Genomic DNA, 19,968 nt, shown 5'->3' on the forward strand with positions numbered 1-19,968 from the left:
CAAACAGTAATTCTGTTTGACTTGGAACTAGTGATATTATTCTTTTGTAGGTTTTAATTTTAGAATTTAGAGTATTTATAGCCTTACTTTTTAAGATTTACTACCGCAGAACTTGTTTTTTTATATGGATAACCTCTCCAGAAAAATCCTCCTGGTTTATTAAATTGCCATACTAACTCTTTGCTTGGTGTAACTTCCCAATAACCAAAATCTCCTTCAGTGATAATGGTATTTCCATTTTCTGTTCGATAAGCGCCAGATACTTTTTGAGAGAATAAATTTACATCCGTAAAAGACCAAACTACAGTAGGAGCGGCATTAAAATCGAAAGGAGTTGGAAATTGTAATTCGTAAACAGTAGATTGCATAGTGCTTGTTCCATTACTATATATTAGCATATTGCCAGCTCCAGGTAAATTGTCACTAATAAAATTACAATTATGATTGTTAGAGAATAATTGATTTCCAGTGCTTTTAAAGGTGTTTGGATTTCCAAATCTATATAATAAATTACCACCTTTGTTATAATTTCCTCCTGAATTAGTTTTAGCTTGTTCAGTAGTTGTACTATGGTCAATTACCCAAACTTCATGATAGAAATTCACGCTTATGTATATGAGGTCGTTTTTCTTATCATATTCAATGGCGTTAGCGTGCATAATATCGCCGTTATCTAAATTATTGAAGTTAATGTCTATCAACTGAGGATTTGCAGAAACAGTTCCAAAATTTATTTTAGTATTATCGGCATCTTGAATCAAATGATCCCAAGAACTCCATTTCCAAACAATTTGATCTGTAATAGGATTGACCTCTATTAAAGATTCTATATACACATCTTTATTTAGTTGATACCCTCTTTCTTGAGCTTCTGCCGCAGTTTTCTTTTCCCAAACTAATGCGATAACATTTCCGTTAGGTAATCTTTCTACATCATGGTGTAAATTATAATCTTCAGTTGAATAAACAAACTTCCAATCAATAGAGTTATCTGGGTTTATAACTTGTATTTGTCCTCCAGAACCACCAAATATTATTTTGTCATTACCTGTTTTTAATATAGCTAATAGCTTTCCATCATCTTCTAAATAGGCGTCATTTCCTAATTCATCTGTTAATGTCCATTCATGGAATCTTTTACCATCTTTTTGTAATAAATAAACTTCATCTGCTCCAGGATCAGAAACTAAAACTAAGTTATCACTAATTTTAGTTGGCTCATAAACCAAAATTTCATCGGTTAATTCAGGAATTGTAGGTGCTTTTTCTGAGTCATTTGAACAAGAATAAAACAACACGAGGCTAAATAATAGGAGAAATATTTTTTTCATTTTTAGATTTAAGATTAGGTGTGTAATTTACGATAAATTTAAAATTTGTTCCATTTCCTTTTGAAGTTCAAATGCTTTTTTAGACGCTTCTTCAGCAAAATCCTTACCGTTTCCAGCGTAAATAATTCCTCTAGAGGAATTAATTAATAAACCAACAGTATCTGTCATTCCGTATTTACAAACATCTTGTAGATTTCCGCCTTGTGCTCCCACTCCAGGAACAAGTAAAAAACTATCAGGAATAATAGTTCTAATTTCTTCTAAATATTCTGCTTTAGTAGCACCAACAACATACATTAAATTAGACGCATTATCCCAAGATTTAGAAACCTCTAACACTTTTTTATACACTTCTTTTTCGTCTATTTTTTGAGTTTGGAAATCAAAAGCACCTTGATTTGAAGTTAGTGCTAATAAAATGGTGTGTTTATTTTCAAAAGCTAAAAAAGGTTCTACAGAATCTTTACCCATGTAAGGAGCAACAGTAACAGAATCAAAAGCTAAATCTTCAAAAAAAGCTTTAGCATACATAGTTGATGTATTACCAATATCTCCACGTTTAGCATCTGCAATTGTAAAAATTTCAGGATGATTATTGTTAATGTAATTGATGGTTTTTTCTAGTGCTTTCCAACCTTTTAATCCATAAGCTTCGTAAAAAGCTGTGTTAGGTTTGTAGGCTACACATAAATGATGAGTAGCATCTATAATTTCTTTATTAAAAGCAAAAATAGGATCTTCTTCTGCTAATAAATGTTGAGGAATTTTTGTTACATCCACATCCAATCCAATACATAAAAAGGATTTTTTACGTTTTATTTCTGCTACTAGTTGTTGTGTTGTCATTTTTTTAAGATGATGAGTTGTGCAAAAGTAAATATTTTAAACTTTCTAGTATCTTTGTTTTAGATGTTTCAATATGTTTTCAATAAAATTTTATACGGTTTCTTAACGCTATTTGGCGTTGTTACTGTTATTTTCTTTTTGTTTAATGTTTTACCAGGTGATCCTGCAAGAATGTTAATGGGACAACGAGAAGATAGTGAGCAGTTAGAAATTATTAGAAAGAAGTATGGTTTTGACAAATCACTAGCTACTCAATATTTGTATTATGTTAATGATGTTTCTCCAATTTCATTTCACAGTACTTCAAACGATAGCTATACATCACTGTCTTCGGGGAAATATAAATATTTATCAATTTTTACTATTGGAGGTACGTCTATGGTAATTAAGTATCCTTATTTAAGGGATTCTTTTCAAAAGAATGGTAAAAGTGTAAGTGAAGTTATCAAAGAAACATTACCTAACACAGCTGTGCTGGCTGTTGTTTCTATTGTAATAGCTTTATTTATAGGAATAATTCTCGGTGTTTTTTCTGCTTTATTTAAAGACACTCTTTTTGATAAAGTTGTAGCAATTATAAGTACGCTGGGAATGAGTGTTCCTTCGTTTTTTTCTGCAATTTTATTCGCTTGGTTTTTTGGTTTTGTTTTACACGATTATACCAATTTAGAAATGACAGGAAGTTTATTTGAGGTAGATGATTTTGGAGAAGGAAGTTATATCAAATGGAAAAACCTACTGCTTCCTGCTTTAGTTTTAGGGATTAGACCATTGGCTGTAGTGGTTCAATTAATGAGAAATTCGTTATTAGAAACATTAAGTCAGGATTATATTAGAACAGCTAGAGCGAAAGGTTTGAATAATTTCAAAGTGATAAAAAATCATGCGTTAAAAAATTCGTTGAACCCTGTTATTACAGCTATTTCAGGATGGTTTGCGTCAATGTTAGCTGGGGCCGTTTTTGTAGAATATGTATTTAATTGGAATGGACTAGGAAAGGAAATTGTAAATGCTTTAAATACATTAGACCTACCCGTAATTATGGGAAGTGTTTTAGTTGTAGCCAGTTTATTTATAGTAATTAATATTTTGGTTGATGTACTTTATAGTTGGTTGGATCCAAGAGTTAAATTGAATAAAACATGAAGTATATAGTTATTATCATTAGTAGTATTATTGTTTTATCGAGTTGTGCTTCTTTACAAAAGAAGCAGTTTAGTAATGACGCACTCAATGAAAAGTTACTAACGCTAGAAAGAGATTCTATTACATTGAAGCAAATTCTAGAGAATAATAAAGGGAGTCAACTTTTTATCCAGGTTTTTGCAAGTTATTGCCCAGTTAGCCAAGATAGTTTTGATGATGTTGTAACGTTTCAACAAGAAAATCCAGAAAAAAAATACATATTCCTATCTGTAGATCATTCTTACTACGATTGGAAAAGAGGTTTAGAATATGTAAAACCTAAAGGACAGCTCTATTATATTCCTGAAAAAGGGGATGGAGCATTAGGAAAGTTTTTAAAACTTAAAAGTATTCCTCGTTTTCTAAAAATTAATGAACAAGGTCAAATAGAAGTCTATAAAACGTCTAAAGTTTCTGAAAAATTAAAATGATGAGGTATTCTTTTTTAATAGGGATTGTTTTTTTGATGATTAGTTGTAAAAAGAGGGTTGAAACACAGTTTTCTGAATTAGCTTTAAAGGAAACATTAGTATCAATTAAAGGAGATACTTTACAGTTTAATCAGGTTTTAAAAAAATATCAAGGCAAGAAGACATTAATTGATGTTTGGGCAACGTGGTGTGGTGATTGTATCAAAGGAATGCCTAAAATAGTAGACTTACAAAAAAAATATCCAAATGTAAATTACCTTTTTATATCTATTGATGAATCTTTAGAGGATTTACAAAAAGGAGTAAAGAAGTATGAAGTTAAAGGAGAACATTATTTATTACCTTCAAAATGGGAAGGAGACTTCAGTAAGTTTTTAGACCTTTCTTGGATACCAAGATATTTGGCAATAGATGAACAAGGAAAAATTTTAGTATTTAACGAAGTAGATGCGAATGCTAAAGAAATTCAAAATGCATTAAAATAATCGAGCATAAATTATTACGTTTTCGTAAAAAAATAACAGCATTTGTTTTAGTGTTCGGTATTATCAATTAGTTTTGTTTTACAATTAAGACAACTATTTTAAAATCAATATAACTATTTCCCAATGAGAAAAAAGATTGTAGCAGGTAACTGGAAAATGAATAATAATCTCAATCAGACTAAAGAGTTGATTGAAGTATTAAAAGCAGAGATAAATGAGGTAAAATTGAACAATACAAGAGTAATAGTTGCTCCTTCTTTTGTAAATTTGCAAGAAGCTATTGAAGGAACAAAAAATACGAGTATTGAAATTGCTGCTCAAAACTTACATCAAGCTAAAAACGGAGCTTATACAGGTGAGGTTTCTTCTGAAATGTTAGCTTCTATTGGTGTAGATATTGTTATTTTGGGACACTCTGAAAGAAGAACTTATTTTAACGAGACCGATGAAGCGTTATCAGAAAAAGTAGCAACAGCAATTGAAAATGGGTTTGATGTTATTTTTTGTTTTGGAGAGCAGTTAGAAGATAGAGAAGCTAATAATCACTTTAAAGTGGTTGAAAGTCAATTAAAAAATGCTCTTTTTAACTTACCAAGTGAAGCATACAGCAAAATCATACTGGCTTATGAGCCTGTTTGGGCTATAGGTACAGGAAAAACAGCATCAGCCGATCAGGCTCAAGAAATGCATAAATTTATAAGAGGTTTGTTCGTGGATGCTTATGGTAATGATTTAGCGAATGAGTTATCTATTTTATATGGAGGTAGTGTAAAACCATCTAATGCAAATGAAATTTTTTCTAAGCCAGATGTAGATGGAGGATTAATAGGAGGGGCATCTTTGAATGCTAAAGATTTTTCAGAAATAGTAAAAGCAATATAATTGGATAATATTTATATAGAATATACTTTTGAAGTAACACCTAAAGAACCAGCAACAGAAATTCTAATTGCTGAATTAGGAAGTGTTGGTTTCGAAAGTTTTGTTGAAAATGATAATGGAGTTGTAGCCTATATACAACAACAAGATTGGAACGAAAATTTGTTAGATGATATTTATATAATAAACTCAGAGGAGTTTTATATATCATATAACTATAAAGAAATTGCTCAAGAAAACTGGAATAAAGAATGGGAAAAAAACTTTACTCCAATTCGTGTAGATGATAAAGTTAGCATTCGTGCTCCTTTTCATGACAACCCAGGTTTGCCTTATGATATTGTTATTGAGCCAAAAATGAGCTTTGGAACTGGGCATCATGAAACAACGCACATGATGGTGCAGCATTTACTAGCATTAGATGTTGAAGGGAGGAAAGTACTAGACATGGGATGCGGAACTGGGATTTTAGCAATCTTTGCTGAAATGAAAGGAGCTAAACCTATCGATGCAATTGATATAGATAATTGGTGTTATCTAAACTCAATAGAAAACGTTGAAAGAAATAACTGTGAACATATAAGTGTTTATGAAGGCGACGCATCTTTACTAGTTAACAAAAAGTATGATGTAATTATTGCTAACATCAACAGGAACATCCTTTTATCAGATATAAAAACGTATGTAAGTTGTTTAAATGAAAAAGGAGTATTACTTTTAAGTGGATTTTATGAACAGGATATTCCTATCATAGATGAAGAAGCTAGGATATATGATTTAACTATAGATACTGTTATAAAAAGAAATAATTGGGTTGCAGTTAAATATTTAAAATAATAATGAAGATGAGTACAATTGAAAAGATTCAAGAAGAATTAGATGTCCTTATTCAGGAAACTAGAGAGCATGAAATTATTTTGTACAATGATGATGTTAATACCTTCGATTTTGTAATCGATAGTTTAGTAAGTGTGTGTGATCATACGTTAGAACAGGCTGAGCAATGTACTATACTTGTACACTATAAAGGAAAATGTGCTGTTAAAACTGGAGAGTACAAAGAATTAGAGCCTAGATGTACAAAATTACTTGAACTAGGTTTATCTGCTGAAATAGTTTAATTAATGGAAAATGTTTTAAGGTACTATGAGTTTTCAGAATTCTTTCAGGATGAATCTGAAACTTTTGAAGGAAAAGAAATTTCCTACACCTCTTTAAATTCTGAACATTTTCTAATTTTTACCAAAGAAAGTAATACATACGATTTATATGTTTCTAAATATTCCTCTGAAAAGGAGATAGGAAAAAAACCTCCTCAGATACTGGAATTGTTGATGAAAAACTACGATAAATCAATACCTGAACATCGTGTAATTTTAAGGAAATATTTATACTAAACTAAAAGATCAAATTTTTTGATCTTTTTTTTTTTGCTTTTTAGTGACTTTTTAAAAAGTGGTGTGTCTTAATAGTGTAATAACATAACAAAGGTTATTAAAATTTAAGTTCATTGTAATAATTAGTCACAGTAGTCCCTTTAAATTAGAAGGCCAAATCCCTATTCAAAGAACTTCTTTGAGTAAGTAACCAGAAAGAAGAAGTTCTGGCTTTAAAATTTAATTTAGATATAGTTAGTAAAAATAGTAGTAGTTAGTTTTTATACTAAGTTTGGTTAGACAAAGAGCCTCAGACGAGTTTTTGAGGCTTTTTTTTAAAAAAAACAAATAATTTAAGGTGACTTTACAAAGAGAAATGTGTCTTAATAATTGAAACAACTAGTTGATTGTTGTTTTGATTAAAAAAATAAATAAGTAGTAAAATAGTAGTAGTTAGTTTTTATACTAAGTTTGGTTAGACGAGGAAGCCTCAAACATATGTTTGAGGTTTCTTTTTTTATACAATCAGGTTGTTTTTTGTGACTTTTTAAAGAATGGTGTGTCTTATAAGTGTAAATAGTTTTAAATAGTAGTAGTTAGTTTTTATACAAAGTTTGGTTAGACTTTAAACCTCAAGTTTTTCTTGAGGTTTTTTTAGTTTATTAAAATGTTAATTTTTCTTCTTAAAGTTTAAAATAACACAATTCTGTTTTATTTAATTTATTTCTCTAGTTGTTTAATAGGATAATTGATTTAAATAGTTAATATTTAATGTTCTATACGTTTAAAAAAACACATAATTGTTTAAATGTTAACATTTAAGATAATTTTGTGTAATTACAAATAAGTGTTAAAAACATGAATAAATTATTATATTTTCGTTAAAAATATTTTATTAACCATTAAAAACTAAATTTAAAAATGAAAAAAATGAAATTCTCCCGAATTGCATTATTACTAGTTGGGGCTAGTTTTTTCGCATGTCAAACTGAAAACAATGAGCAACCAACAGATGCTACACAAAGTAATGTGTCTCCTGAGATCATCGCTAAATTAGCGAACTATGATGTCAATACGAGCAATGTTCAAAAAGTTGACTTTATGTTACCTGATGGATCAACAACTCCTATGATCCAAATGGAAGGTGATATCCATATGTCTGAAGATCAGATTATGGGATTACCTAATTTACAGGGTGTTACTGGTAAGAACTACCATACTAACAACTTAGTTGCACAAAACACTGTTATTGATATTATTGGTTATACTGGAGGAAGTAATGCTCTTTCTACAAAAGGTAGAACTGGTTTACAGTGGGCTGTAGATAACTATAATAGATTAAACTTATCTATTAGGTTTAATTTAACTTTTGGTACTAATTACCAAGATAAAGATATGGTTGTTTACGTAAATCCAAATCAAAGTGGTTCTGGAGGTTCTGCAGGATTCCCTTCAGGTGGAGCACCTTACAAGTGGGTTCAAATTTATGGTTTAGACGGATTTAGTAATAACGTAAATGAGCACGTAATTACTCACGAAATTGGTCACTCAGTAGGTTTCCGTCATTCAGATTATTTCTCTAGACAAAGTTGTGGACAAAACGTTAATGAAGGTTCTGCAGGAGTAGGAGCTAATCCAATTCCAGGAACACCTTCAGGTTACGATCCAACTTCTATCATGTTAGCTTGTTTCAGTGGAAGTACTAATGGAGAGTTTAATAATAATGACGTTACAGCATTAAACTATCTATACTAATAGTCATTAACTTTTTAGTATTAAAAAAAACCCGAGGATTTTTTCCTCGGGTTTTATATTTTAATAAAATACTGTTTGAGAATAATCTAATATTCGCAAACTAGCATCATAAAGTTTTATATTTATTTGAGGATAATTAATTTCATTATACTCATTTTTTAAAGTAAGCTCAATGTTTTCAGGATACACTGGTTTTTCGGTGTTTTTGAACGATAAAAAGTATTTCCCTTCTCTATTAATTAGTTGAGCCATTTCAGAAGCTAGCTCATTTTTATTTTCATCTACTAATTGAATTTGAATATATTCTATTTTTCCAACTTCATATATGTCAACATTCGCTTTATAAATAGAATCAGTTTTTTCAACAGTAGAATAAAACAAAGAACCTTCTCTATTTTGGGCAATTGAAGAAAAAACGGTTGTGAATAAAAATAATACTAGTGTAATTTTTCTCATGTTATTATATAATTCAAATTATTAAAATCGAGCGCAAGTTACAAAATCCTCATTTAAAACCTATTAATTATGTACTGATACGCCTAGTTGTTATAGTAGGTTAATAACCAAATTCATGCCAAAACATAATGGAATAGTCTGTAAAAGTAAAAACTCTACACATCTAGTGTAGAGTTTTCAATTTAAATGGTTGACTTAATTAGTCTTTTATAAAGGGATTATTATTGAACAGCTTTTAGAGCATCAATGTTACCATATCCGAAACTAGAATTTCTATTCGGGTAGAATTCTCCAGCTCTTTTCATTTTGTCTAAAACCTGTGAACGTGACCATCCTGGATTTCTAGCCCAAACTAATGCCGCGATTCCAGCTGTAGTGGCAGTAGCAACAGAAGATCCACCTACATAATTAGAAGCTCCATTATAGTAGCTTAAAACTGGAACAAAATTTCCAGAATTACGTTCCATTTCAATTGTGAAATCAATTTTAGAACCAGAATGACAATTACCACATCTAGTATATCTACCTTCTTTTAGACCAGTTACAGCAACAGTTTCATTCATGTTAGCAGGAAAGATAACACCATACCAATTTGTAACAGAAGTAGAAGTACCACCAGCAGCAATAATTAATTTTCCTCTGTTGTATGCGTATCTGATAGCATCTGCTACTCTTGAGCTACTAAAAGGAGAACCAATAGACATTGAAACAATTTTAATATCACTTCTATTTCCAATAGCTGTTAAAGCTTCAGCTACACCTCTTTTTTCATGATAATCATCAATTAATACATTTTGAACAGCACGATAGGTAACTAGATTCGCATTATAAGCAACACCAACTGGTAAGTTGTCATTATTTCTTGGAGCAGTAGCCACAGAAGCCATACTTGTTCCATGTCCACATTTATCATTAACTCCGTCGTAATTGTTAGACCATGCCCACCAAGAATCTACATAAGTACCATATTTCTGTACAGTTCTTCCAGAAGAATAACCATCATTAAAATATTGGTTCATCCATTTTTGATCAGGAGATAAACCTGAATCAATTACAGCAACTGTAATACCTCTACCAGTACTATAGTTCCAAGCAGAAGGGATGTTGTGAATGTCAAAGTTCCAAGGGACTCTAGCTCCAGGTGCGATAGTGCGATAATCAGAAGAAGAAAGAGTCCTAGAGCTATAACCACATCCAAATCCTTCTCCAGATTTAGAAACACCATCTTGAGTTTCTAATTTATAGGTAGCTGGTTCTAAATAGCGAACTCTACTATCTTTTAATAAAGCTTCAATTGTTTCTTTATTATCTACTTTAATATCTATGATATTTAAAGTTTGATCAACATATAATTCATCTTTTCCTTTTGTTGAATTATTTGTGTTCTCTATAGTTCTTACTAGTTTAATTATATCATCTTTAATTAAATCAGAGCTAGAATTTTTTTGAAATTCATCAGCTGAATTTCCATAACCAATAGTTAACATGTTATCACCATGTTTAACAGCACTCCAAATAGTGTGAGCATCTGTATCCGTCCAAAAGAAATCGCCTTTTGTATCAATAGATTCTTGAATTTTGCTATTGATTTGATCTTTCGTTAATAATTCAGTTTGCTGTTCAACGTTTTCTTGAGGAATATCATCGTTTTTAGAACAAGAGACAATAGCCATAGCCGCAGCTAAGCTGAGAATTAGTTTTTTCATTTTTTGAAGGGTTTTTAAGTTTTGTGATAGCGAATATATTAAAAAATGAATTAAAAAATAAATAAATACATAATTATATGATGTTTTAATTATCAAAATAACAATTAATCTATTAAAAAGTCTTAAAAACATTACTTTAAGCTATTGATTTTATTAAGGATTATTGTCTTTTAGTAAAGTGCATAAAAAAACCACATCTTTTTTAAAAATGTGGTTTTTTAAATATGGTAAAAATAAGAATGCTTAAATTTTTGCTTTAAGCTTTTATTCGATAGTTACTCTTGTAGGAGTGTCCTTTCCGTTTATAATTGAAGTGGTACCTATAGCAACTGCCTTGATGGTTTCTGTTAACACATTAACATCTAATGTTTCGGCTTCATCGGTTACCTTATGATAATCAGGGTCAATGTCAATTGGCGTAGTAGAAAAGGTATGAGAAGGAACCCCTAAACGTGCCAAAGAAGCATTATCAGACCTGAAAAACAAATTGTATTTTGGGTATGGATCTGGAAACAATTTATAACCTGTACCCTCAAGGTTTTTTTGAATGATTTTACCAAAATCAGATCTTTCAAAACCAGTTAACCAAGCTGTTTTGGGTCCTGTTTTCGGTTCTTTACCAATTAATTCCAAATTAATACCTGCTACAAATTTTGAGGCATCAATTCCTTTACCAAAATATTTAGAACCTATAAGTCCCATTTCTTCTGCAGTGAAGCAAACAAATAAAATACTTCTTTCGTTATTGCCTTTTTTCTTAAAATATTCTGCTAATGCAATAACACCAGTAACTCCAGAAGCATCATCGTTAGCGCCATTATATATTCTATCGCCATCGCCATCTTTTTTCATTTCCAAATGATCATAATGAGCAGACACAATTACAAACTCATCTTTTTTACTTTTTCCTTCTAAAACTCCCATAACATTAAACATTTTAATACCGTTATGCTCAAAGTTTTGTCTGTAGGAAGTATTGCTGTTGAAATAGGTTAATCCAATTTTTTTAAACTCATTTTCAATATATTGAGCTGCTTTTTCTATTCCTGGAGTACCTGTTGCTCTTCCTTCCATTTCATCAGAAGCGAGCGTATATAAGTGTTTTTTTATTGTTGCCGGATTGAAAGTAATTTCTTCTGTAGTTTCTTTTAGTTTTTTTGACTCTTGAGCATTTGCTTTTGTGTATTCTTTACAAGAGAAAAGAATCATTAGTGCCGATATGAATATACTTGCTTTTTTCATTTATGAACTGTTTAAATTTAGCCTTAGATAATATTATTTCGTAGTTTTGCGTAAAAATTTACCGATGAATTTATCAAATATTCCGAACATAAAACATACAAATTCTAATAACTTTTTTTTATTAGCTGGTCCTTGTGCAATTGAAGGAGAAGATATGGCAATGCGAATAGCTGAAAAAGTACTTCAAATTACAAATAAATTAGAGATTCCTTTTATTTTTAAAGGGAGTTTTAAAAAGGCTAATAGAAGTAGAATAGACAGTTTTACAGGAATAGGTGATGAGAAAGCGTTAGAAATTTTAGCTAAAGTATCTGAAAGTTTTAAGGTTCCAACCATTACCGATATCCATGAAATAAGCGATGCTGCTTTAGCTGCAAAATATGTAGATGTACTTCAAATTCCTGCTTTTTTGGTTCGTCAGACCGATTTAGTGGTTGCAGCTGCAAAAACTGGGAAAGTAGTGAATCTAAAAAAGGGTCAGTTTATGAGTCCAGAAGCTATGAAGCATGCAGTACAAAAAGTGAAAGATTCTGGAAATGACAATGTTTGGATAACAGACAGAGGAACGATGTTTGGTTATCAAGATATGATTGTTGATTTTAGAGGTATACCTACAATGAGAAGTTATGCTCCAACAGTTTTGGATGTTACACACTCATTACAACAACCAAATCAAAGCTCTGGAGTTACTGGAGGTAGACCTGATATGATTGAAACAATAGCAAGAGCAGGAGTAGTAAATAATATTGACGGATTATTTATGGAAACTCATTTTGATCCTGCTAACGCAAAATCTGATGGTGCCAATATGTTGCATTTAGACTATTTAGAAAAATTACTTACCAATTTAGTAGCTATTAGAAAAGTAGTTAACGGCTTATAATGGCTTTTGATTTTCTGATAACTTCCACAAAAGAACTATCTGTATTAGCAAAGGCTAAAAAATTAACTACTTGGTTAGAAGTGGTTAATTACGTAAAATCTTTGCCTTATGGAAGAAATACCAATAGAACAGATGTATCATTAGTATTAAAAGAAGAAAAAGGGAGTTGTAGTTCTAAACATGCTTTTTTAAAATCATTAGCTATTGAAAATTCAAAGAAAGAAGTCGAGTTAATTTTGGCTATCTATAAAATGAATGCTAATAATACTAGTATAGGTACTACAATAAGTAAAAAAAATTTAGAATATATTCCTGAGGCACATTGTTATCTAAAAGTTTTGGGAAACAGCCTAGATATTACTTCCGAATCATCAAATTTTAATAACATAAAAGAAGCTATACTTTCCGAAGAAATAATTTTACCAAATCAAGTTTCTGAGTTTAAAGTAAATTACCATCAAGAGTTTATAAAAAAATGGATTAAAGAGGAACAAATCAATTTTTCCTTTGATAAAATATGGAAAATAAGAGAAGAGTGCATAAGGTATCTTTCTCAAAATAGTTGATTTTTTGGGTGTTATTTTACTATTGTACTTATAAAATTAAAATTCATCCATCTATACTTTTACATCTTCTCATCGATTAAAAAATGTCTAATCAATTTAGTTGAATAAATTCCCCATCGATTAGTTACATAATAACTATGATTTTTGGAGAAGTACCGTATTGGGGATATTTATATATTGGTGCTTCTCCTTTCTTTTTTATTCATTTAAATCGGATAAAAACAGGTTTATCAAAATAATAACTTGGAGTGTACACAGGTTCATTTTCAGCAAAACGATACCAAGGAGAAATGTCTATATCTTCAAAATTCTTTAATAAGCAAACGTTTTGAGCAGGAGTATTTCCTTGAACAAGTAAGTACATTTTTTCTCCTTTGTCATTCATTATTTCATCAGCTATGATTTCTATATGCCCTGGAAATCCTGGTTGAATTAACATATCTCCAATTTTTAAATCTTTAATTTTAACCTTAGGAAGTTCTGCATGAAGAGAAGCTGTACCAGCGTAAGTAAAAATTAAATTCAGGTAATTATAGAAGTTGCTTTTAGAATAATTTGCGTTAGTGGTTTTAAGAAATTTTACTTTGCTTCCATTAATTTTAGGTCTGTAACCTTCTGCATATTGCTTCCAAGAACAATAATGGCCAGAAGTAAATTTAAATCCGATTTTATGTTGCAGATTTTTATTCCATAAATATTCAGCTCTAATTCTCATTAACGCATCGGCACACTGTTGTAATCCATTTTTTGGAACAGGTATTTCTAAAATAGCATCATGCCAATGTTGTGCGAAATACTCAGAACCATCAAAATTGATAATAGGAGTTCCGTATTTTTTTAACTTATAATTTCTTAGGTACTCTTCAAAAGAACCTTGTGGATAAGTAACTCTTTTAAAGCCTTCAGGAACCCTAACTCTTGTACTAATTGAATCACCAGATTCGTTAATATAACTAGGTTTGGAAATAGTGTTTTTAACAATGCCTTTTAAATGATTTGTGATTTGTTTTCCTTTAGAATTAGTTCTAATTAAAAAAAAGACACTTAGTATACTTGCAATTAAAATGATACTTTTTCTCATAGCCTAAATTTATAATTATATTTATAACAATTTGAAAAGCACATTTATTATGCCGTTTTATATATAGGCACGATTTTTGGTTTTTTGATAGCAGTTTTAAAATAACAGTATGAGAGTTTTAATTTTTACACTTTTCTTGTCATTTATAGGGTTTGCACAAGATTTTTCTGAAATCAATTTAAAAATAAAGGCATATCCAAAATCGTTAACTGCGGAGCAATTAGCCAAAAAGATTAGTAAAGATTTTTCTAATAAAGAAACCCAAACAAAAGCAGTTTATAGTTGGTTAACGGCTAATATTCGTTATGATTTGGAGGAGTTTTACAATCCAAATCGAGCAACAAAAGTAAGTTTTCAATACCAAACCTTGGAGGAACGTGATAGAAAATTAAAAGCTATTAAAGATGAAATTGTACATGAAACAATGACTTCTAGAAAAGCTGTTTGCGAGGGATATGCACAAACATTTTCAAAAGTGTGTACACTTTTACATATTGAAAACGAAGTAATTGAAGGGTATGTTAGGGCTTCATCAAATAGAATTGGAAGACCTCTTGAAGGACCGAATCATTCATGGAATGCGGTAAAGCTAAATGGAAAATGGATTTATGTAGATGCAACTTGGGGAGCAGGATCAGAGAATAACGGAAGATGGATACGAAAGTTCAATTCGTACTATTATAATATCCCTAAAGACAAGTATTTTAAAACACATTTACCTGAAAAATCAATTTGGAGGCTTAGAGTAGGAAGAATGGAAAAAGAAGAATATTATAATCAGCCTATATATAGTCATGAGTTTTTAAAATCTGATATAAAGTTAGTTACACCAACTTCAGGAATTTTATCTAAAAAGAGTAACGGAAGTGTACAAATGGAATTAAAAAATGCTACTGATAAAGAAATATTAGTCGGATTTTTAGGATCAACAATGGCTGTAAAACCTAGCATTGAAATTAAAGGGAATACCACAAAAGTTACAATAATTCCTCCAAATGGAGCGAAGGCACTTTTTCTTTTAATTGATAGGGAAGTGGCTATCGAATTTTTAGTGCAATAGAACTGTAATCTGCTGAAAGTGTTAGTTTTGATTGCGTTTATAAATTTCTAATGTAGATTTCTGAATTTACTTGAAAAAGTTATTTTCTGCATGTTTTTAATTTTTATTTTTTAAATTAATGAAAAATTAGAGATGAAAAGAATTATTTACTTACTGATTTCCTTACATTTTTTTATAGCTCAAGCCCAAAGTAATTTTCTAATAAAAAACAAAGTTAGAGGTTACAAAAATGTTGGTACTTCTTATGAACTATTTCAAAAGATAGATAAAGATTTTACCACTAAAATTAGTAAAATAAAAGCAGTTTATGCTTGGATAACATTGCATATAAAATATCAAGTTTCTGATAGTAAGTTTATTCATGAGCCAGAACAAATTCTGTATTTTAATGAAGAGGATTTAGCTAGAAAATTAAAAGCAAAAAATGACAGGTTAGTTGAAAAAGCAATTTCTGAAAAATCTGGAGTTTGTGAACACATGGCTTTAGTATTTAACAAACTCTGTGATTATTTTGGTGTTGAAAATGAGTTAATAAAAGGATATGTAAGAAATACTCCAGAAGAAATAGGTGTGCGTCCAAAGTTTAAAAATCATATTTGGAATGTTGTTAAATTAGATGGGATATGGATGTTGATAGATGCAACTTACGGGATAGATTATGATAGGAATTTAGATAGACCCGAATGTGATTTTAGTTATTTTGATATTCCTAAAAATCAAATGAGATTAACACATTATCCTAGCAAAAAGAAATGGATAGATTTTTTAGAACAGCAGTCTATTAATAAGTTTAGTGCTTTACCGATGTTTTGGGAAGTGTTTATAAAAGCTAAAGCTACGTTAATTAATCCCAGTAATGGAAAATTGGAATCAGGAGCAGCAAAGAAATTTATAACGTTTAGAAACCTTAATGAGAATTTAAAAATAACCTATAAGTTTAACGATGATTTGTATGCAAGAAAACCTATTGTTAAAAGGTCTGGTGATTTTACGAATGTAATTATAGACTCAACTAAAAAGGGAATTCTAACCTTATATTTTAATAATACTTCAGCTTTAGCCTTTAAAGTAATAGATTAAAGTTATTTTTTTCCATATCCATTTAACTCATTTTTATAAGCTTCTGAAAGAATATATACTAGGATGTCGCTATCAATATCCTCTACAGAAAAATAGCGTAACGATTTTACCACTTTCCTGCCTTCAGAGAGTACCTTATCATTATATTTTTCAAAAGCATGGTTGCAATAAAACCCAACATCTACATATTGTTTCTTTTTGGACGGATTCAAATAACAAAAAGGTTTTCCGTTTAATATGTAAAAAGGTATTTTCCACTTAAACTGTAAATCAACATCAGGAAAATTCTGTTCAATTAGTACTTGAAGATGTAATAAAATTGATTTAAAAGGTTCTTCTTGACGAAGAATATAGTCTTCTGCTGGTTTCATAGAGGATAAATATAGTATACATATGAATTCTTTTTATAAAATATTAAAAATTAACAGAAATTTATTAGGAGCTTATCATTAATTTATTTTACTTTGTTTTTCAAAGTACTTTAATATGAGTTCAGAAGATTATTTAAAAGATATATCAGAAATTAAAAACCTAATGAATAAATCTACTAGGTTTATATCATTAAGTGGATTGTCGGGAGTACTGGCAGGTACTTTTGCATTAATAGGAGCGGCGTATGCGTATTGGTTAGTTACTAGTAGCAAAAGAGGCTACTTAATTTTAGATGGTAAAATATTTAATTTAGTTCTAATTGACTTAATACTGGTATTTATTTTAAGTGTTGGAACAGCAATCTACCTAACAACATTAAAAGCAAGGAAAAACAATGAAAGAATATGGGACGCAACCACAAAAAGATTACTAAGTAGTTTTTTAGTTCCTTTAATTGCAGGAGGAATTTACACTTTAATCATTTTAAAACAACAACGTTACGGACAAACAGGAGCCTTAATGTTACTTTTTTATGGACTAGCTTTAGTCAATGCTTCAAAATATACTTTAGGTTACGTAAAATATTTAGGATATACAGAAATAATTTTAGGACTTTTGTGCGCGGTTTATCCAGGTTTTGGTTTTTGGTTTTGGGTGATTGGTTTTGGCGTGATGCACATAGTTTACGGTATATTAATGTACTTTAAATACGAAAGAATAGGTTAGAAATAGGTTTGAAAAATATTCTGAATAACATAAATAAAGCGTTTGATCATAGAATCAGATTAGGCATTATGTCTATTTTGGTAGTAAATGAGTACGCCGATTTTACAACGTTAAAAGAATTGTTAGGGGTAACAGATGGAAATTTGGCTAGCCATTCGAAAGCACTAGAAAAAGTAGGTTTTATTACAGTAGAAAAACAGTTTATTGGAAGAAAGCCAAACACAAAATATGTAGCAACAAAATTAGGAAAAGAGGAATTTAAAAAGCATGTAGAAGCATTGGAAAGATTGATAAAAGGAGAGTAAAATTTTTTTAAAAATAAACTTTGAATTTCAAAGTTCTTTTAAAAAGGGAAAATTGCTAAAATCCGCCTAACCGATAATAGGTTAGGTGGTTCTAAAAGAATACTAATTTATAAATACTAATAAAATGGAAAAAGGTCAGGAACAAACGGGAAGAATCGGGAAATGGATAAAAAACTCTATTTCTGCTAGAATGCTAATGATTGGATTTTTAATAATTATTTTACTTATTCCACTGTCTTACGTTAAAGATATTATACGAGAGCGACAGTTTAATCAAAAAGCTGTTATTAGTGAGATTAATCAAAAATGGGGTGGAGAAGTATTGTTATATGGTCCGATGTTAAAAGTGCCATACAAAACATATACTGTTAAACGAATTTATAATCAAGAATCTAAAACACATCAGGAAGAAACGTTAGAAAACATTCATAATGCTTATTTTTTTCCTAATAATCTTGATGTAAGCACCCAAGTAAATCCTCAACTTAAAAAAAGAGGTATTTATGAAACCGCTGTTTACGGAAGTGAAATCAATATTAAAGGAAGCTTTATTAAACCTGATTTTACAGAAATTGATGTAAAAGAAAAAGACATTCTATGGGAAAAATCAAAACTGATTATTGAAACGTCTAATTTGAAAGGAGTAAGTAGTTTAGTTGAAATTCAATTCAATAAAAATAATTATGCATTTGCTTCTAAATATGAAACCAAAAATACAATGTCAAATAACGATGTTTATGATTTAGACGAAAGCTCTTACGATTATTTAAATTTACATAAACTAGAGAGTAAGTACTTAAAGAAAACAGATTTACCGTTAGAGAATGCTGTTGACTTTTCGATGAAAATGAATGTAAACGGTAGTAAGCAAATTCGATTTATACCTGTAGGAAAGGAGACAAATGTTTCGATTACATCTAATTGGAAAACAGCTAATTTTTTAGGTGAATACTTACCTTATAATCCGGATAAAATTAAAGAGGATGGATTTGATGCTAGATGGAAAGTACTCGACATTAATAGACCTTTTCCTCAACAATCATTTAATGGCATACCGAATTTAAAAAGATATGCTTTTGGTGTTAATTTTATGATTCCAGTAGATCAATACCAAAAAAGTGAGCGTTCTGCTAAATATGGTTTCTTAGTTATTGCATTGACGTTTTTAGTGTTTTTCTTAATACAAACTATGAGCAAAATAGCAATTCATCCTTTTCAATATTTAATGATAGGTATTGGATTAACAATGTTTTACACATTATTAATTTCAATTTCTGAGCATAGTAATTTTTTAAGTGCCTATGTAATTGCTGGTATTTCAGTTATTACCTTAATAACACTGTATTCTAAGTCTATTTTAAAAACGCTTAAGTTTCCTTTCTTTATAGGAATAAGTTTAACGGCTCTGTATACATTTATTTTTATCATTATACAGTTGGAAAGCTATGCGTTACTGGTTGGTAGTATCGGTTTATTTGTAATTCTTGCTGCTGTAATGTATGCATCAAGAAAAATTGATTGGCAAAACGGTTAAATTGCTTGGAATTATGAATAGAACTTCTTTAACAAAACTTGAAAGTACAATGCTTTTATTAATTGTATTTTCAGCTTTTTTAACCTTGTTGAGAGTACAAATAACTCAAAATTTATCCTATACTTTTTTATTGTGGAATTTATTTTTAGCGGTGATACCTTATATGATTTCTGAGTACACAAGAAGATTAGATATAGTGAATATAACCAAATTTAAATTGGGTTCATTACTGCTGTTTTGGTTGTTTTTCTTGCCGAATGCTCCTTATATCATAACAGATTTTATCCACTTTAAGACAGAAAGTAGTATGGTGTGGTATGATTTGTTGCTTCTTTTTGTGAACGCAGTAACAGGTTTACTTTTAGGATTATTATCAATGCATACATTTTATAAAATAGTATGTAGCAAATGGAATATATCTATTGGTAATTATTTTTCTGTAGGAGTATTTTTTCTTTGTGGGTTTGGTATTTATTTAGGACGATTTCTAAGATTTAATACCTGGGATATTATTTTCTCTCCATTAGATTTAATAAAAAAGAGTATCTTAAGTTTTCAAGAAACCACTGCTTGGTTAATTACCCTTGGATTTGGTTTTTTATTATGGATGTTATTTGAAGTAGTTAAGAAAATAAACAGAGTTATATAGTACTAAAAGTACATCTTGTT

Annotated in this window: 23 protein-coding genes; 16 read left to right on the top strand and 7 right to left on the bottom strand. The window is 29.9% G+C overall.

The window, feature by feature from the left end; all coding sequences use genetic code 11:
- Window positions 1–83 precede the first annotated feature (83 nt).
- Together EV195_RS03975 and pyrF are read right to left on the bottom strand one after the other, a co-directional pair.
- Window positions 84–1,331 (bottom strand): aryl-sulfate sulfotransferase, encoded by a 1,248-nt coding sequence (locus EV195_RS03975; protein ID WP_132793173.1) that lies wholly within the window; start codon window positions 1,329–1,331, stop codon window positions 84–86.
- Window positions 1,332–1,358: 27 nt separating this feature from the next.
- The gene (gene pyrF / locus EV195_RS03980) at window positions 1,359–2,177 is read right to left on the bottom strand and encodes an orotidine-5'-phosphate decarboxylase (RefSeq protein ID WP_132793175.1); all 819 of its coding nucleotides are present in this window, start codon (window positions 2,175–2,177) and stop codon (window positions 1,359–1,361) included.
- Between the two features lie 63 nt (window positions 2,178–2,240).
- Between pyrF and EV195_RS03985 the strand changes: the two genes are divergently transcribed.
- The 8 genes from EV195_RS03985 (at window position 2,241) to EV195_RS04020 (ending at window position 8,288) form a co-directional block, all read left to right on the top strand.
- Window positions 2,241–3,323 (top strand): ABC transporter permease, encoded by a 1,083-nt coding sequence (locus EV195_RS03985; RefSeq protein ID WP_132793177.1) that lies wholly within the window; start codon window positions 2,241–2,243, stop codon window positions 3,321–3,323.
- Window positions 3,320–3,793, top strand: a complete 474-nt coding sequence (locus tag EV195_RS03990) for a TlpA family protein disulfide reductase (RefSeq protein WP_132793179.1) — start codon at window positions 3,320–3,322, stop codon at window positions 3,791–3,793. Before EV195_RS03985 ends, EV195_RS03990 begins: the two co-directional genes overlap by 4 nt.
- Window positions 3,790–4,278 carry a TlpA family protein disulfide reductase gene (locus tag EV195_RS03995; protein WP_132793181.1) on the top strand — a complete coding sequence of 163 codons (489 nt, stop codon included), beginning with the start codon at window positions 3,790–3,792 and terminating at the stop codon, window positions 4,276–4,278. The genes EV195_RS03990 and EV195_RS03995 overlap by 4 nt, the downstream gene beginning before the upstream one ends.
- Window positions 4,279–4,401: 123 nt before the next feature.
- Window positions 4,402–5,160, top strand: a complete 759-nt coding sequence (tpiA, locus tag EV195_RS04000; RefSeq protein WP_132793183.1) for a triose-phosphate isomerase — start codon at window positions 4,402–4,404, stop codon at window positions 5,158–5,160.
- On the top strand, window positions 5,161–5,994 hold the full coding sequence (gene prmA / locus EV195_RS04005) for a 50S ribosomal protein L11 methyltransferase (RefSeq protein WP_132793185.1): 834 nt from the start codon (window positions 5,161–5,163) through the stop codon (window positions 5,992–5,994).
- Between the two features lie 8 nt (window positions 5,995–6,002).
- On the top strand, window positions 6,003–6,278 hold the full coding sequence (locus EV195_RS04010; RefSeq protein ID WP_132793187.1) for an ATP-dependent Clp protease adaptor ClpS: 276 nt from the start codon (window positions 6,003–6,005) through the stop codon (window positions 6,276–6,278).
- 3 nt (window positions 6,279–6,281) lie between these two features.
- Window positions 6,282–6,554: a hypothetical protein gene (locus tag EV195_RS04015; protein ID WP_132793189.1), complete on the top strand. Its 273-nt coding sequence runs from the start codon at window positions 6,282–6,284 to the stop codon at window positions 6,552–6,554.
- Between the two features lie 900 nt (window positions 6,555–7,454).
- Window positions 7,455–8,288: a M57 family metalloprotease gene (locus EV195_RS04020; protein ID WP_243693062.1), complete on the top strand. Its 834-nt coding sequence runs from the start codon at window positions 7,455–7,457 to the stop codon at window positions 8,286–8,288.
- A 60-nt stretch (window positions 8,289–8,348) separates the two neighbouring features.
- On the opposite strand, the gene EV195_RS04025 is transcribed toward EV195_RS04020, so the two are convergent.
- The 3 genes from EV195_RS04025 to EV195_RS04035 form a co-directional block, all read right to left on the bottom strand.
- Entirely contained in the window at window positions 8,349–8,744 is a 396-nt protein-coding gene (locus EV195_RS04025; protein WP_132793191.1) for a hypothetical protein, read from the bottom strand.
- A gap of 221 nt (window positions 8,745–8,965) precedes the next feature.
- Window positions 8,966–10,450 (bottom strand): S8 family peptidase, encoded by a 1,485-nt coding sequence (locus EV195_RS04030; protein WP_132793193.1) that lies wholly within the window; start codon window positions 10,448–10,450, stop codon window positions 8,966–8,968.
- A 264-nt stretch (window positions 10,451–10,714) separates the two neighbouring features.
- Window positions 10,715–11,692, bottom strand: coding sequence for a M20/M25/M40 family metallo-hydrolase (locus EV195_RS04035; protein ID WP_132793195.1), 978 nt, complete (start codon window positions 11,690–11,692; stop codon window positions 10,715–10,717).
- Between the two features lie 64 nt (window positions 11,693–11,756).
- On the opposite strand from EV195_RS04035, the gene kdsA reads away from it, so the two are divergent.
- Both kdsA and EV195_RS04045 read left to right on the top strand, forming a co-directional pair.
- Entirely contained in the window at window positions 11,757–12,575 is an 819-nt protein-coding gene (gene kdsA / locus EV195_RS04040) for a 3-deoxy-8-phosphooctulonate synthase (protein WP_132793197.1), read from the top strand.
- The gene (locus tag EV195_RS04045) at window positions 12,575–13,141 is read left to right on the top strand and encodes a hypothetical protein (RefSeq protein ID WP_243693063.1); all 567 of its coding nucleotides are present in this window, start codon (window positions 12,575–12,577) and stop codon (window positions 13,139–13,141) included. Before kdsA ends, EV195_RS04045 begins: the two co-directional genes overlap by 1 nt.
- 202 nt (window positions 13,142–13,343) lie before the next feature.
- Here EV195_RS04045 and EV195_RS04050 read toward each other — a convergent pair whose 3' ends face one another.
- Window positions 13,344–14,222: a DUF4846 domain-containing protein gene (locus EV195_RS04050; protein WP_132793199.1), complete on the bottom strand. Its 879-nt coding sequence runs from the start codon at window positions 14,220–14,222 to the stop codon at window positions 13,344–13,346.
- 109 nt (window positions 14,223–14,331) lie between these two features.
- On the opposite strand from EV195_RS04050, the gene EV195_RS04055 reads away from it, so the two are divergent.
- Complete coding sequence (locus EV195_RS04055) at window positions 14,332–15,282, top strand: transglutaminase domain-containing protein (RefSeq protein WP_132793201.1); 951 nt, start codon at window positions 14,332–14,334, stop codon at window positions 15,280–15,282.
- A gap of 132 nt (window positions 15,283–15,414) precedes the next feature.
- Window positions 15,415–16,362, top strand: a complete 948-nt coding sequence (locus EV195_RS04060) for a transglutaminase domain-containing protein (protein WP_132793203.1) — start codon at window positions 15,415–15,417, stop codon at window positions 16,360–16,362.
- 2 nt (window positions 16,363–16,364) lie between these two features.
- Here the strand turns inward: EV195_RS04060 and EV195_RS04065 are convergent, their stop codons facing one another.
- A complete protein-coding gene (locus EV195_RS04065; RefSeq protein WP_132793205.1) occupies window positions 16,365–16,733 on the bottom strand; it encodes a DUF1801 domain-containing protein in 369 nt (122 codons plus the stop codon).
- Window positions 16,734–16,848: 115 nt separating this feature from the next.
- Here EV195_RS04065 and EV195_RS04070 point away from each other — a divergent pair, with 115 nt between their 5' ends.
- From EV195_RS04070 to EV195_RS04085, 4 genes are all read left to right on the top strand, one after another.
- Window positions 16,849–17,460 carry a hypothetical protein gene (locus tag EV195_RS04070; RefSeq protein ID WP_132793207.1) on the top strand — a complete coding sequence of 204 codons (612 nt, stop codon included), beginning with the start codon at window positions 16,849–16,851 and terminating at the stop codon, window positions 17,458–17,460.
- Window positions 17,461–17,468: 8 nt separating this feature from the next.
- Complete coding sequence (locus EV195_RS04075) at window positions 17,469–17,765, top strand: winged helix-turn-helix domain-containing protein (protein ID WP_132793209.1); 297 nt, start codon at window positions 17,469–17,471, stop codon at window positions 17,763–17,765.
- Between the two features lie 124 nt (window positions 17,766–17,889).
- Window positions 17,890–19,299 (top strand): cell envelope integrity protein CreD, encoded by a 1,410-nt coding sequence (gene creD, locus EV195_RS04080; RefSeq protein ID WP_132793211.1) that lies wholly within the window; start codon window positions 17,890–17,892, stop codon window positions 19,297–19,299.
- Window positions 19,265–19,948: a DUF1361 domain-containing protein gene (locus EV195_RS04085; protein WP_132793213.1), complete on the top strand. Its 684-nt coding sequence runs from the start codon at window positions 19,265–19,267 to the stop codon at window positions 19,946–19,948. Before creD ends, EV195_RS04085 begins: the two co-directional genes overlap by 35 nt.
- The last annotated feature ends 20 nt before the right edge of the window (window positions 19,949–19,968 follow it).

The sequence above is a fragment of the Tenacibaculum skagerrakense genome, from assembly GCF_004345825.1.
GTDB classification, from domain to species: domain Bacteria; phylum Bacteroidota; class Bacteroidia; order Flavobacteriales; family Flavobacteriaceae; genus Polaribacter; species Polaribacter skagerrakensis.